This is a genomic window from Bifidobacterium pseudolongum subsp. pseudolongum DSM 20099 (genome assembly GCF_000771225.1).
Classification (GTDB): domain Bacteria; phylum Actinomycetota; class Actinomycetes; order Actinomycetales; family Bifidobacteriaceae; genus Bifidobacterium; species Bifidobacterium pseudolongum.
This window is the reverse complement of the sequence record NZ_JDTZ01000003.1, coordinates 85590-103988: the sequence shown is the minus strand read 5'-3', so window position 1 is coordinate 103988 and position 18399 is coordinate 85590. Positions and strand designations below refer to the sequence as shown.

12 protein-coding genes and 1 other RNA gene are annotated in these 18399 nt (G+C 63.9%); 5 read left to right on the top strand and 8 right to left on the bottom strand.

Annotated elements, in window-relative coordinates:
* Nucleotides 1-5 precede the first annotated feature (5 nt).
* The 3 genes from OU02_RS02670 to dtd are packed head-to-tail and all read left to right on the top strand — an operon-like array spanning nt 6 to nt 2659.
* Nucleotides 6-1253, top strand: a complete 1248-nt coding sequence (locus tag OU02_RS02670) for an ROK family protein (protein WP_051918245.1) — start codon at nt 6-8, stop codon at nt 1251-1253.
* A gap of 5 nt (nt 1254-1258) precedes the next feature.
* The gene (locus OU02_RS02665) at nt 1259-2155 is read left to right on the top strand and encodes a carbohydrate kinase family protein (protein ID WP_033488661.1); all 897 of its coding nucleotides are present in this window, start codon (nt 1259-1261) and stop codon (nt 2153-2155) included.
* A 24-nt stretch (nt 2156-2179) separates the two neighbouring features.
* Nucleotides 2180-2659 carry a D-aminoacyl-tRNA deacylase gene (gene dtd / locus OU02_RS02660; protein ID WP_033488660.1) on the top strand — a complete coding sequence of 160 codons (480 nt, stop codon included), beginning with the start codon at nt 2180-2182 and terminating at the stop codon, nt 2657-2659.
* Nucleotides 2660-3689: 1030 nt separating this feature from the next.
* On the opposite strand, the gene ssrA is transcribed toward dtd, so the two are convergent.
* Nucleotides 3690-4089: a transfer-messenger RNA gene (gene ssrA / locus OU02_RS08500) on the bottom strand.
* Between the two features lie 165 nt (nt 4090-4254).
* On the opposite strand from ssrA, the gene OU02_RS02650 reads away from it, so the two are divergent.
* A complete protein-coding gene (locus OU02_RS02650) occupies nt 4255-5259 on the top strand; it encodes a LacI family DNA-binding transcriptional regulator (RefSeq protein WP_033488658.1) in 1005 nt (334 codons plus the stop codon).
* A gap of 19 nt (nt 5260-5278) precedes the next feature.
* Here OU02_RS02650 and lacZ read toward each other — a convergent pair whose 3' ends face one another.
* Nucleotides 5279-8461, bottom strand: coding sequence for a beta-galactosidase, LacZ type (gene lacZ / locus OU02_RS02645; protein ID WP_051918280.1), 3183 nt, complete (start codon nt 8459-8461; stop codon nt 5279-5281).
* A 389-nt stretch (nt 8462-8850) separates the two neighbouring features.
* On the opposite strand from lacZ, the gene OU02_RS02640 reads away from it, so the two are divergent.
* Nucleotides 8851-10326 (top strand): glycoside-pentoside-hexuronide (GPH):cation symporter, encoded by a 1476-nt coding sequence (locus OU02_RS02640; RefSeq protein ID WP_033488657.1) that lies wholly within the window; start codon nt 8851-8853, stop codon nt 10324-10326.
* Nucleotides 10327-10341: 15 nt separating this feature from the next.
* On the opposite strand, the gene OU02_RS02635 is transcribed toward OU02_RS02640, so the two are convergent.
* The 6 genes from OU02_RS02635 to mraY form a co-directional block, all read right to left on the bottom strand.
* On the bottom strand, nt 10342-11610 hold the full coding sequence (locus OU02_RS02635) for a cell division protein FtsQ/DivIB (protein WP_238551940.1): 1269 nt from the start codon (nt 11608-11610) through the stop codon (nt 10342-10344).
* Complete coding sequence (murC, locus tag OU02_RS02630; protein WP_033488656.1) at nt 11607-13148, bottom strand: UDP-N-acetylmuramate--L-alanine ligase; 1542 nt, start codon at nt 13146-13148, stop codon at nt 11607-11609. Before murC ends, OU02_RS02635 begins: the two co-directional genes overlap by 4 nt.
* A gap of 85 nt (nt 13149-13233) precedes the next feature.
* On the bottom strand, nt 13234-14418 hold the full coding sequence (gene murG, locus OU02_RS02625; protein ID WP_033488655.1) for an undecaprenyldiphospho-muramoylpentapeptide beta-N-acetylglucosaminyltransferase: 1185 nt from the start codon (nt 14416-14418) through the stop codon (nt 13234-13236).
* 36 nt (nt 14419-14454) lie between these two features.
* A complete protein-coding gene (locus OU02_RS02620) occupies nt 14455-15780 on the bottom strand; it encodes an FtsW/RodA/SpoVE family cell cycle protein (protein WP_080720494.1) in 1326 nt (441 codons plus the stop codon).
* Nucleotides 15761-17191: a UDP-N-acetylmuramoyl-L-alanine--D-glutamate ligase gene (murD, locus tag OU02_RS02615; protein ID WP_033488653.1), complete on the bottom strand. Its 1431-nt coding sequence runs from the start codon at nt 17189-17191 to the stop codon at nt 15761-15763. Before murD ends, OU02_RS02620 begins: the two co-directional genes overlap by 20 nt.
* 53 nt (nt 17192-17244) lie before the next feature.
* A complete protein-coding gene (gene mraY, locus OU02_RS02610) occupies nt 17245-18342 on the bottom strand; it encodes a phospho-N-acetylmuramoyl-pentapeptide-transferase (protein ID WP_033488652.1) in 1098 nt (365 codons plus the stop codon).
* Between the last annotated feature and the right edge of the window lie 57 nt (nt 18343-18399).

Sequence of the window (18399 nt, the reverse complement as noted above, 5' to 3'; positions counted from 1 at the left end):
GTGCCATGACCACGCAGACCGCAGGCGACCAGCAGAACCTTTCGGAATACAACCGTTCGCGCACGCTGCAATACCTGTACCACCATGGCATCGCCTCACGCGCGCAGATCGCGCAGGCGCTGCACCTCACCCCCGCCGCATTGAGCAAGATCAGCAACCACCTGCTCTCCAGCGGCGCGATCATCGAAACCGGGCCACTCGAAGGCAAAGGCAACCGCCGATCAATCGGATTGGCAGTCAATACCGGGCAATACCGTGTGCTCGGCGTCAAATTCGCACGCAGCCTCATCCAGATCGGCCTGTTCGACCTGGCCGGCAGCGCACAGGCCGTCTGGGTGGACCAGGCGACCGATTACCCCACCCCGGCCGAGGCGATTGAAGCGGTGAAGCAGCACATCCGCGCGATCATGCGGCAGTTCACCAACATCGTGGCGATCGGCATGGCCGTGCCCGGGCCGTACTTGCGCAGCGTTGGCCATACCGCGGTCGTCTCGTCGATGCGGCAGTGGCGCGAAGTCAATTTCAAAGCCGAATTCGAACAAGCATTCGATATTCCGGTGATCATCGAGCAGGACGCGCGCGCCGGCGCCTTGGCCCAATACCTCTTCGACCCACAGCCGCACAACGAGAACCTCGCCTACTATCTGCTCGGCGAGGGCATCGGACTCGGCGTGATCGACCATGGGTCCGTGATCAACGGCGCGCTCGGCACGGCCACCGAAATCGGCCATGTGAGCGTCGATGTGCATGGCATTCCGTGCGACTGCGGCAATGTCGGCTGCCTGGAACGGTACTGTTCGGCCGTCGCGATCCACGACCTGCTCAACGAAGACGGCACAATCGTGCCCGATGCGCCCTCACTCACCCACCACGAAGCCTGCATCGCGCTATTCCGGCTCGCCGAGCACGGTGACGGGCGCGCGCGGGAACTCGTCAGACACATTGGCACCTATGTGGGCTACGGCTGCGTGACGATCTGCAACGCGTTCAACCCCTCGCGCATCGTCATCGGCGACATCGTGGCCGAAGCGGGCGGACCGCTGCTCGACCGCGTCCGTGAGGTCGTGACCGAACGGGTGCTGCCGGAGCTCGTGGAGTCGACCGCGATCGAGCTGTCGAACCTGCCGACCGACGCCGCGGTGACAGGCGCCGCCGCCGTGGCGATCATGCATATCCTGGACCACCCCTCGCGGTTCTTCACCCCACAGACTGCGCACAACGCAACAACCAACAACAACCATCAAGAAAGGTGACCACCATGACCAAGCCAATCGTCGTCTCGCTCGGAGAACTCCTATGGGACATGCTCCCCTCCGGAAAGCGCGCAGGCGGCGCCCCCGTCAACTTCGCCTACCATTCGATGATGAACGGCGCCGAAAGCTACTCGATCAGCGCCGTGGGCGAAGATGAGCTCGGCGACGAACTCGCGATGGCCACCGAGAAAGCCGGCATCCACACGGTGCTGCAGCGCAATGCATGGCCCACCGGCACCGTGGAGGTCGCGCTGCGCAACGGCATCCCGGAATATACGATCATGCCGAACGTGGCGTGGGACCATATCTCCTACACGCACCAGCTCATCGACATCGTGCAGCAGGCAGACGCCGTGAGCTTCGGCACGCTCGCTCTGCGCTCCCCCGAATCGCATGAGACGATCATCGAGCTGCTCAAGCACACCAAGCCCGAGGCGCTGCGCTTCTTCGACATCAACCTGCGCGGGGACATGTATTCGAAGGAACTCATCGAAGAGATGCTCGGCTATGCCAACGTGTTCAAGATCAACGACGAGGAACTGCTGCTCCTGCGCGGCATGTTCGGCATCGAAAACACCTCGGACGACGAAGCGTGCCGCTGGTTCATCGAGCAGTACGACCTACGTTACCTGATCTTGACGGGCGGCGCCACGTTCTCCACGATCATGTCGAACGACGGCGAGATCTCCACACTGAACACCCCGCACGTCAAGGTCGTCGATACCGTGGGCGCTGGCGACTCGTTCTCCGGCACGTTTACCGGCCGTCTGCTGTGCGGCGACTCGCTGGGACTGGCCCACCGCGCCGCCGTGAACACCGCCGCGTTCGTGTGCACGCAGACCGGCGCATGGCCCACCTACCCGGACCAGATGCCCGATTACCTCACCGAAGCCGGAATGTGACGCTCTGGCCCTACGATTGGGGTCATGAGGATCGTATTGCAGAAAGTCAGCCGAGCCAGTGTGGACGTCGTTGATGAGCGGACGGGCGAACGCGACACTTCGTTCGCCCCGCAGTCCATCGGATGCGGGTTCGTGCTGCTCGTCGGGTTCGGCGAACACGACGAGCAACCGAACCTGGCTTGGCTCGCCTCAAAAATCGCCAAACTGCGCGTCTTCGCGGATGCAGATGGCAAAATGAACCGCTCGATTCGCGACGTTGGGGGCGCCGTGCTGTCCATCCCGCAGTTCACGCTCTACGCGCAGGTGCGGCATGGCAACCGCCCGAGTTTCACCGGCGCGATGGATCCGGCGCGCGCACGCGAACAGTGGCTGCGGTTCAACGACGCGTTGCGCGCCGAAGAGCTGCCCGTGCACACTGGCAGATTCGGCGCGCATATGCGTGTGTCACTGACCAACGACGGACCGGTGACGATCCTGTTCGACAGCGACGAACTGGGAGTGTGACCACTACGCCTCACCATATGGCCGCAACGGCATCCACAACGGCAGGAATGGAGCAAACGGCGCCAGCACCTACGGCGTGCACCATTGCCGGCCATCTAGGTGTTTTGCTCTTAGCGTAATATCTTTCCACGGTGACATCCCACCGACGCGCCACATACATGAGAGCGAATCGTTCGGCGAGGGGAAGCTTGAGTTCCCCAGCAAGTTCGACATCGTCCCAATCTACCGTTATCTGGGCGAGCTTGCCTTGGCGAACCGCCAGCGGATCAACGCAAAGTGAGCGCTCGCGTGCCGGCGCACCTATGGTGGTTTGAGGGTGCCACCGGCTGGTGGTTGAGAGTGGTGCCAGCCAGAAAAAAGCGCCCCAATCCTTGCCATCTCTTACCGCCGCGTGTGGCGACCGCCAACTGAAACGGCGTTTACCTTCTCGCTACGGGTAGTGTCCTCTGCGCTACGGTTAGCGCCCTCTTCGCTACGGTTAGCGCCTTTGCAGACAAAATCTGCTGACAATCGTTGGAAAATGGCACATTGTAGGGAAAGGGTAATCCGACAGGCACTACCCGTAGCGGAAGTATGGATAGGTACATGACGAATTCGCCGTTCAGGTCATCGCCATGACCGTCGGCGCCGATACCCAGACACCAACAGCCATACAAAGCGCAATCAATAGCCCCTCATGGCTAGACCCAGCCACCGACAGCCGTCTCAAGAGACTCCGACAGCCGACCGTGTCTGGCCTCAGCCACCAACAGCTGTCTCACGCGACTCCGACAGCATACCGCGTCTGGCCTCAGCCACCGACAGCCGCCATTGGGCACCGGCACCAGCCAGATCCTGCCCTCCACACCGGCACGACATGGGGCGACCAACCCGACACACTTGTTGGTCCTCCCCCCTCCCTCATTTTCCCCACATTTTGCCCACGCTTCATGAGGAATCAGGGCGTTTTTCGGGGCGCACGAGCGAAAACGAGGAAGCCTGAAAACCGTTGGAAATACAAGAAAACCCGCCATTTCTGGCGGGTTTGAAAAAGTGGAGCCGCGGGGAATTGAACCCCGGTCCGGTGACCGTACCCTCGTTCTTCTACGTGCGTAGTCTGCTGGCCACAGAGGGCGGTTTTTCGGCTCCCATCAATATCGCAGACAACAGATGGCGAGCCTAGCTACAGTACAAGTCCCTGTGTCATCCTGCAGTGCAATGACACAGGCAAGTCTTCTTAACGACGCTCAGCATCTCCCCGAAGACACGGGAGAGTGAACGGAGCAGCTGCTCGCTGGTTAAGTCCTGACGAAAAAATCAGGCAGCGAGAGCGAACTCAGTGCGGTTAGATTTAGCACTTATTTTGTTCACAGAGAACATCACGAGCGGACTCTGCATTCTCGGCACGCTTCACCGAAGCGAACAGATCACCGTCGAAACCGATCGGCCCCTTTTGAATTATCAAACTCGCCGGCGCAAAGCCGGACTTTTCAATATAGCACACCCCACCAGCACACGCAAGACGCACCGCATGACAGACACCCTCACCCCACTGGGTGCAGGTACGAATAAAGTCGGTTCCACACATATGCACACAGGAAGGCGGGAAGAGCGGCATGGCCACACGCAAACAGATCGCGGAACTCGCAGGGGTTTCGCAGGCGACCGTCTCGCGTCTGCTCAATGGCGACGCCAAGCTGCGCATCACCGCGCAGACACGCCGCCGGATCATGCGCGCAGCCGCCCAACTCGGCTACACCGCGTTCACGAGCCGTATGATCGCCGTGCTCAATGCCCCGCCGGAGATCGATGAACTGCAGGACGCCTACTTCCAGTCGTTGCGCGAGGAACTGCGCACCGCCGCAGAAGAGCAGGGGTCCACGCTCGCGTTCTTCGCATCGATCGACGAACTGATCGACGCCGCCGACGACTACGACGGATTCATCGCGATCGGCCCCGCCACGTTCACACGCGAACAGCTTGGTCAGTTGCGCCGCGCGTTGCCGTACGGCACGTTCATCGACACGAACCCGGCCCCCGACTGGTTCGACTCGGTGCGCCCCGACCTGAGCCAGACCATGCTCGACGCGCTCGACGCACTGCAGGGCGCCGGCCACACGCGCATCGGCTTCATCGGCGGCATCGGCGCGATCATGGGCCTGCACAACCAACCCGAGGACATCCGCACGCTTGCATTCACCGACTGGAGTCGGCGCCTGCACCTGGACAACGACGCGCTGATCTACGCCAGCGGACCGTTCACTGTTGACAATGGCCGCGCGCTCGCCGAGCGCATGCTCGCACAGCACTCCCCCGACGCACTGCCCGATGCGCTTGTGGTGGCGTCCGACCCGATGGCCGTTGGCGTGCTGCAGGCACTTGCCGCGGCCAGCGTGCGCGTTCCGCACGACATCGCCGTGGTGAGCGTCGACAATCTGCCGATCTGCCAATACACCGCACCTGCATTGAGCTCGTTTGACATCGACCGGCATGAACTCGTGTACACCGCGCTCGAAACACTCACCGACGCGATTGCGCGCGACCGGGGCACGTGCCGGCACATCCTCATCTCAACGAAGCTGATATGCCGCGCGAGCTTCCAGCCGCCGCAACCGCAGTGAGCGAGCTTGCGCGCCTGATTCACACGAGGCGCATCGTCACATCGAGCGTCCGTTCATGCGCGGCGTCGAGCAGATAGCGGTCGTGCACCGGCGCACCCCATGAATCGTCGCCGCCGACGCCCATCTGCCCGGCGAGCAGGCGCAGGAACATGTGCCGTGGCTTCGGCAGCTCATCCTGATGCGTCGCCGCCTCTATGGTCAGCGTGTCGTACGGCAGCAGGCTCAGCGCGAGATCCGTGCCGGGGCGCGCGGATTCGATGAGCAGGCCATGGCCGTCTTCGTCGGTGACGCGCGCCCAGCGCACATGCGCATGATTGCCGGTCTCCTGCGGCACGAGGTAGGGCTGCATGTCGTCGAATGCGGTCGTACGCCATGCGCCGACTTTCGCGCGGTCGCGGTCGGTGTAGGTCTCCCACGGGCCGGGGCCATAGAATTCCAGCTGCGAATAGCGTACGGGCAACACCCATTCGAGGCCGAAGAGGGGCAGGCTTGGAGCGTTCACCTCGCCCGGCCACGTGGCTTCGACGTGCAGCTGCATCGCGCTATCGATGCTGTAACGCACCGGCACAGTGGTGCGCGCGCCGTCCGCGAGCTCATACCAGTATTCGCCGGTGAGCTCGCCACGGTCCGGATCCCATTCCACCTGCCCGATGCCGGTGACCACGCGTGCATAGCGCCCTGCGCCGAACCATTGCGCGCGGTCGAAGCCGCTGCTCGCGCCGCGGTCGTTGTCGGTCAGCGGGCGGAACGTGATCAGGCGAGGCACGCGAGACACCATCTCACGTTCGCCGTCGCGCATCGAGACAATGCCACCCTGTGTGCGCGACAATAGCATCTCACGCGACCCCAGCCGCATGCCGCCGTTCCAACGCCCCAGCGCGACATGTGCGCCGGATTCCACCGCGGCCGGGGTGCGCCATGCGGCGAGCGCACGCGCGTCGAGCGGCCGGGAGCACTGCCCCCAGGCGAGCTCATGGCCGGCCTCAGCCCATGCGGTGGCGCGCGCGAGCCGTTGGCTCACTTCGTAGACCACCTCGTGCGCGCGCAGTGCGCTGTCGCCGCCGGCCGGCAGCACGTCCTCGACCGGCGGAAACGCCAGGTCGAGCACGCGCGTCTCTCCAGCGGGCACGTCGAGCGTGCACGCGGTGCTCCACACTTCCCGCCCGTCGATCAGCATGCGCGCCACGAACATGCTGTCGCCCGTGCCTGCGAACACGTTGCCGTTGTGCACGAGCACGCGTTCGGGCTCGACGCTGATGCGCACAGGTGCATACTGCGCTTTCACTTCCTGCGCTTTCGCCGACGGCGTGCGGTCGGCGAACACGATGCCGTCGCCGCTGAAGTTCAGGTCGCTCGGCCGGTCGCCGAAGTCGCCGCCGTACGCGAGCCGCTCCGTGCCGTCGTCCAGCCGCTGCCACAGCGCCTGGTCGATGAAGTCCCAGATGAAGCCGCCTTGGTAGTGCGGATACCGTTCGAGGGCGGTGTATTCACTCAGCCCGCCGAGGGAATTGCCCATCGCGTGCATGTATTCGCACGAGATGTACGGTTTGGCGGGATCATGTTCCAGATAGTCGCGGATGTCGTCCGGCTTGGCGTACATGCGCGATTCGAAATCGGATATGGTGTCGTATTTACGGTTCCACTGCACGCCTTCGTAATGCACCGGGCGTGTCGGATCCATCGCGCGCACGGCCTGTCCCATCCGTTCGATCACAGTGCCGGCGTACGACTCGTTGCCGAGCGACCACGCGATCACGCACGCATGGTTGCGGTCGCGGTCCACCATGCTGCGTGCGCGGTCCACACAGGCGGCGAGCCATATGTCGTCGTCCCCGGGGATTGACCTGCCATCCGTCACGTCGCCGGGCAGATTCCAACTGCCGTGCGTCTCCAGATTGGCTTCGTCGATCATGTAGATGCCGTATTCGTCGCACAGTTCGAGCCAACGGGTCTGGTTCGGGTAGTGCGAGGTGCGCACCGCGTTGATGTTGTGCCGTTTCATGAAGCGCACATCCCACAGCATGTCCTCTTCGGTGACGCTGCGGCCGAGCCGTGCGTCGAATTCGTGGCGGTTGACCCCGCGCAGCACGATCCGCTCGCCGTTGACGGTGAAGATGCCATGCTCGATCTCGACATGGCGGAATCCAACCACCGCGCTTGAGGTCTCGACCAGCCGCCCCTCGGCATCGCGCACCAGCACGTCGACGCGGTACCGGTTCGGCTCCTCGGCGCTCCATGCGCGCACGTCGGCGATCGCGGCGCGCCCGCGCAGCACCGCGTCATCGGCCGACGCCGCCTGCCGATCCACGTCCAGCGTCGTTTCCCACAACGGCATGCCCGTCCCGTCGTCCACCGCGCACACACGCACATCGGCGCTGTGTGCGGCGGCGTCGCCTTCGAGCGCAAGCCGCAGGTCGAGCACACCACACTGCGCCGCGACATCCCAGTCGGCGGTCGCCTGCATGTCGCGCACATGCACGCGCGGGCGCACGTCGAGGCGCACGCCGCGGAACAGTCCATGGAAGCGCCAGCAGTCCTGGTCTTCCAGCCAACTCGCGCTCGAGTACTGGAAGCACGCGACGGCGAGCGTATTGCCCTCCTCGCCCAGCGCGTCGGTCACATCGAATTCGCTCGGTGTGTATGCATCCTCCGCATATCCGACGAATGCGCCATTGAGCCACACGTAGATCGCGGTCGCCGCGCCGTCGAACGTCAGCGAGACGCGCTCGCCGGCGCGCAACGCCTGCCGCACGCGTGGATCGGCGTCGAACGTCCGGCGGTAGAGTGCCACGAGATTGCTGTTGGGCACATGTGGCGCCTGTGGTTGTTCATGCCCGTCCCACGGGTACTGGATGTTCACGTATTGCGGGCGCATGAGTCCCTGCGTCTCCAGGCAGCCGGGCACGTTCACATCCGCATATCCCGCGTCGTCGAAACGCGACGAGGCGAACGCCGGCGGGATGTGCGCGGTCCGACAGTGCTCGTCCGTGCTTTCCATCGGCAACCGGTCGAGGTGCGACGGCACGACCCGCGCGCGCCATACCCCATCAAGCGACTGCCGCAACGTGCCGGACGCGCCGTCGACGGTCATGTGGTCGGTGTGCGCGGGCAACCGGTTGACCGCGAAGACGGCCGGATCGACGAGCCAGCGCACGCTTGGCTGGTCAAGCCGCGTGTGCTCCCCTCCGGTCGTGGGCGCCATGTCGCCTTTCCCAGCGGCATCCGAGGCCGTGCCGCGCGGCGTGTGCATGTGCGTGGTGGTATCCGACTGTGCCATTCCTGCTCCTCATCGTAGCGTTGGTGCGACCGCGGGCTGCGTCGCTCACGGTTCGCGTGCGTTCTCGATAGTAAACTATTTACCAGACATACGCAAGACATATTCACCATATGCCATAATCGCAAGGAATCACCATTGCCAATCGCCACTATTATCTCCTCTCACTATAGCGATATATCAACATAAATAGACACGCCGAGCAAAGCACACAAAACACTGCCCTTCCATCACATGTCGATAAACTTGTTTACCACTCTAAGTAAAGTAAGCTTCCGCAACAGATCAATGAGGATCACCCATCACGGGAGGATGACATGACCACAACAACACCTCGCCCAACACTGCAGTCGGCCACACACCAAAGGCAAACCAAGGCCAAGGGCTCGGCACGGCAACGTATCGCGTTCGCGATCGGCAACCTCGGGCAGGCGGCGTTCTACAACGCGATGAGCACGTTCTTCATGACCTATACGACGACCGCGCTGTTCGCACGGTCGGACAAGGCGGTCGCCGCACGCATGATCGCCTTGATCACCTCGCTCGTCGTGGCGATCCGCATCGCCGAAATATTCCTTGACCCCCTGCTCGGCAACATCGTCGACAACACACGCACACGGTGGGGCCGGTTCCGCGTCTGGCAATTCATCGGCGGCATTGTGCCATCCGTGCTGCTCGTCGTCGTATTCACCGGCGTCTTCGGCCTCGTGAATGTGAACACGACCTGGTTCATCATCGTCTTCGTCGTCACCTTCATCCTGCTCGACGTGTTCTACTCCGCGCGCGACATCTCCTATTGGGGCATGATCCCCGCGCTGTCGAGCGATTCCCACGAGCGTGGCGTCTACACGTCGCTCGGCACGCTCACCGGCTCGCTCGGCTACAACGGCGTCACCGTCATCGTCATCCCCATTGTCAGCTATTTCACGTTCCGCTTCACCGGCGAGCATGCCCAAGGGCAGCCCGGCTGGACCGCGTTCGCACTCATCATCGCACTGTTCGGCCTGCTCACCGCATGGACCGTGGCGTTCGGCACACGCGAACAGCACAACGAACTGCGCGGCGGCGACGAACACTGCAAGCCGCTGGACGCATTCAAGGCGATTGGCCGCAACGACCAGCTGCTGTGGATGGCGTTGAGCTACCTGCTGTACGCCGTGTCGAACGTGGCGACGACCGGCGTGCTGTTCTACCAGTTCACCTACGTGCTCGGCATGCCCGAGCAGTTCGCGCTCGCCGGCGTGGTCCCCGTGGTCACCGGTCTGCTCACGACCCCGCTCTACCCGCTGCTCAACCGCGTGGTTCCACGGCGGTGGCTGTTCACCACGGGCATGGCCCTCATGATCGCCGGATATGCGATGTTCATCGCGGCGCCGCGCAATCTCGCGGTCGTGCTCATCGCGCTCGTGCTGTTCTATCTGCCCGCGCAGACGATCCAGATGACGGCAATTCTGACGATGACCGACTCGATTGAATATGGCCAGCTCAAGACAGGGCGGCGCAACGAGGCCGTGACACTCAGCGTGCGCCCGATGCTTGACAAGATCGCCGGCGCGTTCTCGAACGGCATCGTCGGATTCGTCGCCGTGGCCGCGGGCATGGTCGGATCGGCCTCCGCCGCCGACATGACCGCGCGCAACATCCACACATTCACGACATGGGCGTACATCGTGCCGTCCGTGGGCATTGTGTTGAGCCTCGTGGTGTTCCTGGCCCGCGTGCGGATCGATGAGAAGCGCCATGCGCAGATTGTCGAGCAACTCGAGGCGCGTCTTGCCGACACCACGCGGTAGTCGGCGGCCCCAGGATCATTTGATGATCGGGCGCGCCGTGGCGGAGACGTTGATCTGCTTCTTGTCGCCGATCACGTTCGGGTCGTTCATGATCTTGTCGACGATGGCCATCTTGAGCTTCAGATCCGAATCGTCGCCCCACACGATGCTGATGCCGTTGTCGAGCTGCGTTGTGATCGAATCCTGCGTGTTCGCCTGCACCTTGACGATGGCGTTGCGCATGGATTCGGGCAATGCGTCGAGAATCACGAGCGCCGACTGCACCGCGCGCCGGCTGAGCGCCTTGCCGACATCGTCCACTTCGATGACCGGAATGCCCTGCACGGATTGTGCTGCCCCGTTGACCGCGTTGAGTTTGCGCGCCTTGCTGTCGACCGCCGTCATGGTGCTTCCCGACGGCTCCTTGAGCATGGCGGCCGGCCGTTGCGCGGTGACCGAAACATGCAGGCCGTTGGGGAATTTCTTCTCGGCAGTGGCCGACGAGACGCCTGGAATCTGCGAAAGCTTCTGCTCGACCGCGCTGTCGGAGACCACAAGCAATGATTTGCCCGCCTGCCGCTTGGCAATCGCCATGATCTGCTCGTTGCTCACCCATTCGTTCGCGCCCGACGCGCTGATGTTGTTGGGTTCCAACCGCAATACCGGCGAAAAGAAGAGCAGCCAGACAAGCGCAATCACCGCGGCCATCGCGGCACACACCACAGCCACACGTGCGGCGATGCGTCGCGTGTCGGCCTTCCGCTGCTCCTTCTGACGCGCCGCGAAATCCACGACCTTGGGCCGTGTGGCCACGCCGATTGTACCCGCCGTCTCCTGCAGCGTCTTCGCCACCATATCCTCGCTCGGCAGGTTGTTCGCGTCCACGAACGCGCCCGGGCTCGTCGCACCGATGCGTTCCTCGACGATGCGCGGTTTTTTGACCTGTGTGCGCGCCTGCTTCGCCGACCGCCGGCGCGCTACGGCATTGCCTGCCGCGGCGAACACCGAGCGTACGGATGCTCGCTTCTTCCGGAGTTTGGATGTCGCCGATGCCCGTGCCGAGTGGTTGGCCGCGCCACCGCCGGAAGCCACCGACTTGGCGGTGCACCCGGGCCCATGCGCGGCGCGCACCCCTGATGACGCGCTGCGGGCCACCCTGTGGCTCTCGGCTTGTGCACCGGCGCCCGAACTCGCCGACCGTGCGACGCGTTTGGCGGGCGCGGCATGGCCCGAGCGCATGGAGCGCGTCGGCTTGTCGGGGGTCTCACCAGACGGTGTGGAGCTGACGGAACGGCCGGCCATCATGCATCCTTGCCGTGGTGCGCTTCGAGCACGTGCACAATGACCGGACCCATCGTGGTGATGTCGCCGGCGCCGACGGTCAAGATGACGTCGCCCGACTTGGCGCGCATCGCCATCATCTGCGCCGCCGTGGCCATGTCTTCCACCACGTCGATCTGCGCCTCGCCGCCCGTGGCGGCATCGGCGATGGTGTGCGCATCGACGCCCGGAAAATCCTCCTGCCGTTCACGTGCGGGGAAAACGCCCGTCACAATCACATCGTCCGCTTTCGAGAGCGCCTGCGCGAATTGCGGCGCGAAGAACTTGGTGCGCGAAAACAGGTGCGGCTGGAACAGCACATGGATGGTGGCGTCGGGGTAACGCCGGCGCGCGGCATCGAGCAGTGCGCCGATTTCGGTCGGATGGTGTGCGTAATCGTCGACGACTGTGACGCCGCCCACGCTGCCGCGGATCTGGAACCGGCGTGCCGCGCCCAGGAACGTCGACACGGCGCGCGCGGCGTCTTGCGCGGGCATGCCCAGCTCGACCGCCGCGAGAATCGCCGCCGTAGCATTGCGCGCGTTGTGCAGACCCGGCACGGCGAGCGTGACCGGCAGTGCCAGGTCTTCGCCCGCCACTGCGGCCGGGATGTCGAGCGTGAACTGCTCACTGCCACTGCCCGCATGTTCCTGTTCGGCAGTGATGTGCACGTATTGCGCGCCGTTCAGATCACCCAATGCGCTGCGTTCGCTCGTGCCGTAGGCGATGGCGCGCGCGCCGTCCGCCGGGTCGAGCGCGCGCAGCACGGCGAGCGCACTGCTGTCGTCGGCGCACACGATCACATGGTCCAAGGCGTGGCTCATGTGCTCGGCGAACGCGCGCCGGTAATGTGCCTCATCTCCGTAGTGGTCGAGATGATCGGCTTCGGCGTTCGTCACGATGGCGATGGTGGGGCGGTATTTGCCGAAGCTGCCGTCGGATTCGTCCGCCTCAGCCACGAGCACGTCGCCTGTGCCGGCATGGCCGCCGTCAAGTACGGTGCCGTCCGGGCCTTGGATCGACCCGCCGATCGCGTAGCTCGGGTCGGCGAGCGCACCTTCGCCCCCGTGGAGCAGGATGTGCGCGAGCATCGAGCTCGTGGTGGTCTTGCCGTGCGCACCGGCCACGGTGACGGCGCGTGTGCCGTGCATGAGCAGTGCAAGGATGTCACTGCGGTGCACGATGTGCGCGCCCTGTGCCTGCGCCTCCACGATTTCGGGATTGCTGGGCTTGATGGCGCTCGAGTAGACGACGACGCGCGCGTCTTGCACATTGCCAGCACGCTGCCCGATTTCGACGGGGATGCCGAGTGATTCGAGTCGGTCGGTTTTCGGGCCGCGCTGGCTGTCGGAACCATCGACGGCCACATGGTGCTGGTGCAGCATTTCGGCGAGCACGCTCATGCCCGCTCCCCCGATGCCGATGAAATGGGTGCGGCCCAGGTCGGCCACGGTCTGTTGGTCGTCGAACTGCGCGATGGTGGGGTCAAGCGTCACCGTCTGTGCGTCATGCGTGCTGCTCACGTGAACTCCTCAAATATTGTGTCTGGTGTCTTGTGCCGGTCTTGCTGTTGTATTGCCTGTGGCGTGCGGTGGGCGTTCGCCGGCGTCAGTGTGCGGCTCCCGCGATGGCGAGAATGCGCTGCGCCATGCGGTCGGCGGCGTCGCGGATGCCGTATTGCCACGCGTTGCGCCCATAGTCCTGCAGGGTCTGCGGGTCCGCGAGCAACTGCGGTACATGGGTTTCGACCCATGATGCGGTGAAATCGCGGTCGTCCACGAGCAGGCCGCCGCCCGCCTGGACCACCGGTTGTGCGTTGAACCGCTGTTCGCCGTTGCCGATTGGCAGCGGCACGTAGACGGCGGGCAGGCCGAGTGCCGCCAGTTCGCTCACTGAACCGGCGCCCGAACGGCAGATGACCAGATCGGCGCAGCCGAAGGCCTTGTCGATGCGTTCAAGGTATTGCGCCACATGGTAGTCGCAGCCCGGCTGTGCGTCGTCGCCGAGACCGGTCAGCACCTGTTCGCCCGCATGCTGTGCCACGAGTTCGCGCACTTCGTCGATCTTGCCCCTGCCGGTCAGATGCACAATCTGCGCGTCGCGCACAAGCGTTCCCGAGGCTTGGGCCACCGCCCGGTTGAGGCTGACCGCGCCGAGCGAGCCGCCGGTCACCACAATGATTGGCCTGTCTGGGTCGAGTCCGAGTTCGCGGGCGCTGTCGCGGCGCACCTGTGCGCGGTCGGATTGCAACCGTGCGGCCAGTTGCGCGATTGCGGGGCGCAATGGCAACCCGACGCGCTCCACCTCACCCTCACCGCCGGCCTTGAGGCCGGTGCCGTCGTATGCGGTGCCGATGAATGTGGCCCATTTGGCGCCAAGTTTGTTGGCCATGCCCGCGCGCGCGTTCTGCTCGTGGATCACGATCGGCACACCCATGCGGTGCGCGGCCGCATATGCCGGAGCCGAAGCATAGCCACCGAAGCCCACCACCACATCGATATGTTCATCCTCGATGAGCTTCCTGACTTTGCCGGTTTCACGTTTCCATTTGAAAGGGAACTGCAAAGCGGCTTTGTTGGGGCGCCGCGGAAACGGCACCTTCTCAATCGTTTCGAGCCGGTAGCCGGCTTGCGGCACCAGATCGGCCTCAAGTCCCACCGCGGTGCCCAAGGCGATGATCGACGTGTCCTCCGGATCGCGCGCGGCGATCGCGTCGGCCACGGCGAGCAATGGGTTCACGTGACCCGCCGTGCCGCCACCGGCGAGCAGGATGTGCTTTGCTTCTGTCTTCATGGTGTTCCTTTGCATACGCCTACGGTTCCGAATGCGTTACGACCGTTGCCGTTCGGCCGCGATCTGCGGTTGTGAGCGCATCATGCTCATCGACGCGCCTGCCGCCGCCAAACATAGGATAAGCGATGAACCACCCGCCGACACGAACGGCAACGGCACGCCCATGACCGGCAGGATGCCCACGACCACGGCTATGTTCACGAGCGCCTGCCCCACGATCCACACCGTGAAACACAACAGCGCCATGGACGTGTAACGGTTCGGCGTGCGCAACGCCACGACGATCATGCACCATGCGATCACCGCGAACAGCATCAGTACCAGCACGGCGCCCACAAACCCGGTCTCTTCGCCGATGATCGCGTAGATGAAGTCGTTGTGCGCTTCGGGCAGGTAGTTCCACTTCTCACGTGAATTGCCTAGGCCCACACCCAGGAACCCGCCGGAGGCCAACGCGTATTTGGCGTGTATGGCCTGATAGCAGGCGTCCTGCATATCGCTCGCCGAACATCCTTGGTACGTGGCCAGAATGCGGCGCATGCGGTTGGGGCTCATGACCGCGAACAGCACGCAGGCCCCGGCCAGGCCCACGGCAAGCATGCCGAGCCATTTGCGCGGAAAATCGCTGAAGCAGAACGCCACAAGGCCAATGAACACCAGGATCATCGTCGTGCCAAGGTCCTTGCCTGAAAGCACCAGCACGAGCAGCAAGCCGTATATGCCGAACACCGGCAGATAATCCTTGATGCGCACCGGAGCGCCCCGCTCATGGCGTTTGCCGACTTCGACAAGCAGTTTGGGCAGTGTGATGCACAGCACGAACTTGACCAGCTCCGCGGGCTGGAACGTGGCGACGCCAAGGTTGATCCACCCCTTGTTGCCATTGACCTCCACGCCCAATGGGGTATGCGTGAGCATCTGCATGAAGGCCGCCACGCCCACGAGCGGCATGCAGACCTTGGCATACACACGGTACGGCAGCGCCAAGGTGATCATGAAGGCCACAAGGCCAATGATGCAGTATTTCGCTTGGTCCAAGGCCTGGCTCCATGGCGTGGCGCCCACCGCCACCATGCTCACCGAGGAGCTTGAAAACACCATGATCAGGCCGAACACCATGAGCATGAACACGCTGATGGCAAACCCGTGGTAGCACCAGATCGGGTTGAGCAGCATGCGCCAGCCACGGTAGGCCGAAAAATCAGCGGCATGCCCTTGGGCACGGGTGGTATGCGCCGACGGCGTCTCATGCGCGGCGGTGCTCTGGCTCGCCCTGGTGCGTACCGTGTATTGCCGGGGTGTCGTGCTGACGCCCCGCGAGGAAGCGGAGCGCGCCTTGCGCTCAGGCTGCGGCATGCTCATCCACCCAACGCCGCGATTCGCTGGCGAATTGGTTCCCGCGGTCGGCGTACGAGACGAACTGGTCCATCGAGGCACATGCCGGCGCGAGCAACACCACATCGCCCGGGTCAGCGAGGGCGGCCGCCGCTTCCACTGCGCGCCTCATAACCGACCCGGCGTCGGCGGGGTCGATCACGGTGAGCGGCACATCGGGGGCACAAGCGCGGAATGCCTCAAGCATCGGCTCCTGATCCACGCCGATGATCACGGCGGCCTTCATGCGGTCGCGTTCCTGCGCCACCAGTTCTTCAAAGCGCCCGCCCTTGGCGAGTCCGCCGGCGATCCACACCACGATTGAGGGGGCGAAGCTCTTGAGCGAGGCCTGCGCGGCGAGCGCGTTCGTGGCCTTGGAATCATCCACGAAACGCACCGGCGCGCCGTCGGTCGTCAACCGCGCGACCTCCTCGATGCGGTGGCCCCCAGGCTTGAAGCCCTGCAACGCCTTCACCGCCGTGGCATGGTCCACATCCATCGCATACACCAGGATCAGCGCGGTCAGCGCGTCGGCGAGCAGGTGCGGGTAGACCGTGCCGTCCGGCTCAGTCAGGTGCGCAAAGTCGGCGACGCGCGCGATGCGGGTCTCCTCACCCACTTCGCCGCCGGCGATGCCGCTCATATCCACAATCCACCCGTCGCGCACGCCGATCTGCCCGGCCTGCGGTTCGGCGAGGGTGAACCCCACATGCACGCAGCCTTCGGCGGTGCGTGCTTCGGAAGCGAGTTCGGTGACACGCGCGTCCTGCGCGTTGTAGGCGATGACGCGGCGCGCGCCGTCGAAGACCTTCGATTTGTCTTCGGCGTAGCGCTCAAGGCCGCCATGCCAATCGAGATGGTCGGCGCCGATGTTCGTGATCGCAGCCCCGGTCAGGGCGAGCGAATAGGTGAAATGCAACTGGAACGAGCTCAACTCCACGCACAGCACGTCGTTCGCGGGGTCGAGCGCGGCCTGCGAGACCGCTTTGCCGATGTTGCCGACGGCCGGCGCCTGCAACCCGCAGGCCGTGAGCATGACCGAGACCATCTCCGTGGTGGAGGTCTTGCCGTTCGTGCCGGTGATACCGAGCCATGGTGCCGGCTCGCCCGTGCGCGTGTTGGCCACGCGCAGCAGCCACGCGAGTTCGACTTCGCTGATCACCGGGATGCCACGCTTGCGCGCTTCGACGATGAACGGCGTGCGCGGCGTGAAGACCGGCGACGTGCACACGAGGTCCACGTCGTCCCACACGATGTCGTCGAAGGAGTGCAAGTCGGCGTCTTCCTTGCGCTCGTCGACGCTGATCACTCGCGCCGCGCGATCACGCAGAATATCCACCATGCTCTGCCCGGAGATGCCCAGGCCCGCCACTACGACTGTGCTGCTGTTGAGATCCATGTCTCGTCCTTTCCCTGACGTTACCGATGCCACGTATGGTCGCGCCGCCGCGGTCACAGCCCCGAGCGCACGACCCAGTCCGCGTAGAAGATCATGAGGCCGATGATCACGAACAGGAGTTCCACCATCCAGAACCGCACGACGACCTTGCCTTCCGTCCACCCGCACAATTCGAAATGGTGGTGGATCGGCGCCATTTTGAACACGCGCTTGTGTGTCATCTTGAAGTACCCGACCTGAATGATGTCGCTGAGCGTCTCGATCACGAAGAGGCCACCGAGGATGATGGCGAGGAATTCGGTGTGCGTGGCGATCGACATGGCCGCGAACAGGCCGCCGAGGGCGAGCGAACCGGTGTCGCCCATGAAGATCGACGCCGGGTTGCAGTTGTACCACAGGAATCCCAGGCATGCCACGGCCGCGCAGCATGCGATGATGGTCAGATCGAAGGGGTCGGACACCGCATAGGTGAAGCCGGGATGGCCCGATCCACGCAGGTGGTAGCTTTCCCAGAACGCGATGATGCCGTATCCAGCGAACGCGACCATCGACGACCCTGCGCACAGGCCGTCGAGGCCGTCGGTCAGGTTGACGGCGTTCGTCCATGCCGCCATCAGGAAGTTCACCCAGATCACGAACAACACGATGGCGAGGAACCGCCCCGCGAAATCAAAGCTCAGGAATGGTGTTTCGATGAAGCTCATGCCAGCCTGCGCGCTAGGGAACCCCGATTTGGTAGGCAGCATGAGCGCGAGCACCGCATAGATCGTGGCCAGGATGAACTGGCCGATGAACTTGCCTTTGACGGTGAGTCCCTCGTTCTGTTTCTTGCGCACTTTCGCGAAGTCGTCGATGAAGCCGAGCAGTCCCATCGAGGCCATGGCGAACAGGGTGAGGACCGCGGACCACGACGGCACGATGTGCTGGGTGCAATACCGGTACAACGCGCTGGCGCCCCAGCCGAGCAGGACGGCGAGCACAATGACGACGCCGCCGAGCGTCGGTGTGCCGCGCTTGACCTGATGGGACTGCGGGCCGTCCTGCCGGATGTACTGGCCGTAGTGCAGTTTGTGCACCACGCGAATGAGCGTTGGTGTTCCGATCATCGTGATGACGAGGGAAACCACTATTCCAATGATGAGCGCTATCACCTTACGGTTCTCCTATTCGTTGTGGGCGCGCGGAGCGTGCACGCCGCATCGCGCGCC

Bases quoted from the DNA above. Each gene is read 5' to 3' on its own strand.
- OU02_RS02670 (WP_051918245.1), top strand. From the start codon at position 6: ATGACCACGCAGACCGCAGGCGACCAGCAGAACCTTTCGGAATACAAC.
- OU02_RS02665 (WP_033488661.1), top strand. From the start codon at position 1,259: ATGACCAAGCCAATCGTCGTCTCGCTCGGAGAACTCCTATGGGACATG.
- dtd (WP_033488660.1), top strand. From the start codon at position 2,180: ATGAGGATCGTATTGCAGAAAGTCAGCCGAGCCAGTGTGGACGTCGTT.
- OU02_RS02650 (WP_033488658.1), top strand. From the start codon at position 4,255: ATGGCCACACGCAAACAGATCGCGGAACTCGCAGGGGTTTCGCAGGCG.
- lacZ (WP_051918280.1), bottom strand. From the start codon at position 8,461: ATGGCGCCCACGACCGGAGGGGAGCACACGCGGCTTGACCAGCCAAGC.
- OU02_RS02640 (WP_033488657.1), top strand. From the start codon at position 8,851: ATGACCACAACAACACCTCGCCCAACACTGCAGTCGGCCACACACCAA.
- OU02_RS02635 (WP_238551940.1), bottom strand. From the start codon at position 11,610: ATGATGGCCGGCCGTTCCGTCAGCTCCACACCGTCTGGTGAGACCCCC.
- murG (WP_033488655.1), bottom strand. From the start codon at position 14,418: ATGAAGACAGAAGCAAAGCACATCCTGCTCGCCGGTGGCGGCACGGCG.
- OU02_RS02620 (WP_080720494.1), bottom strand. From the start codon at position 15,780: ATGAGCATGCCGCAGCCTGAGCGCAAGGCGCGCTCCGCTTCCTCGCGG.
- murD (WP_033488653.1), bottom strand. From the start codon at position 17,191: ATGGATCTCAACAGCAGCACAGTCGTAGTGGCGGGCCTGGGCATCTCC.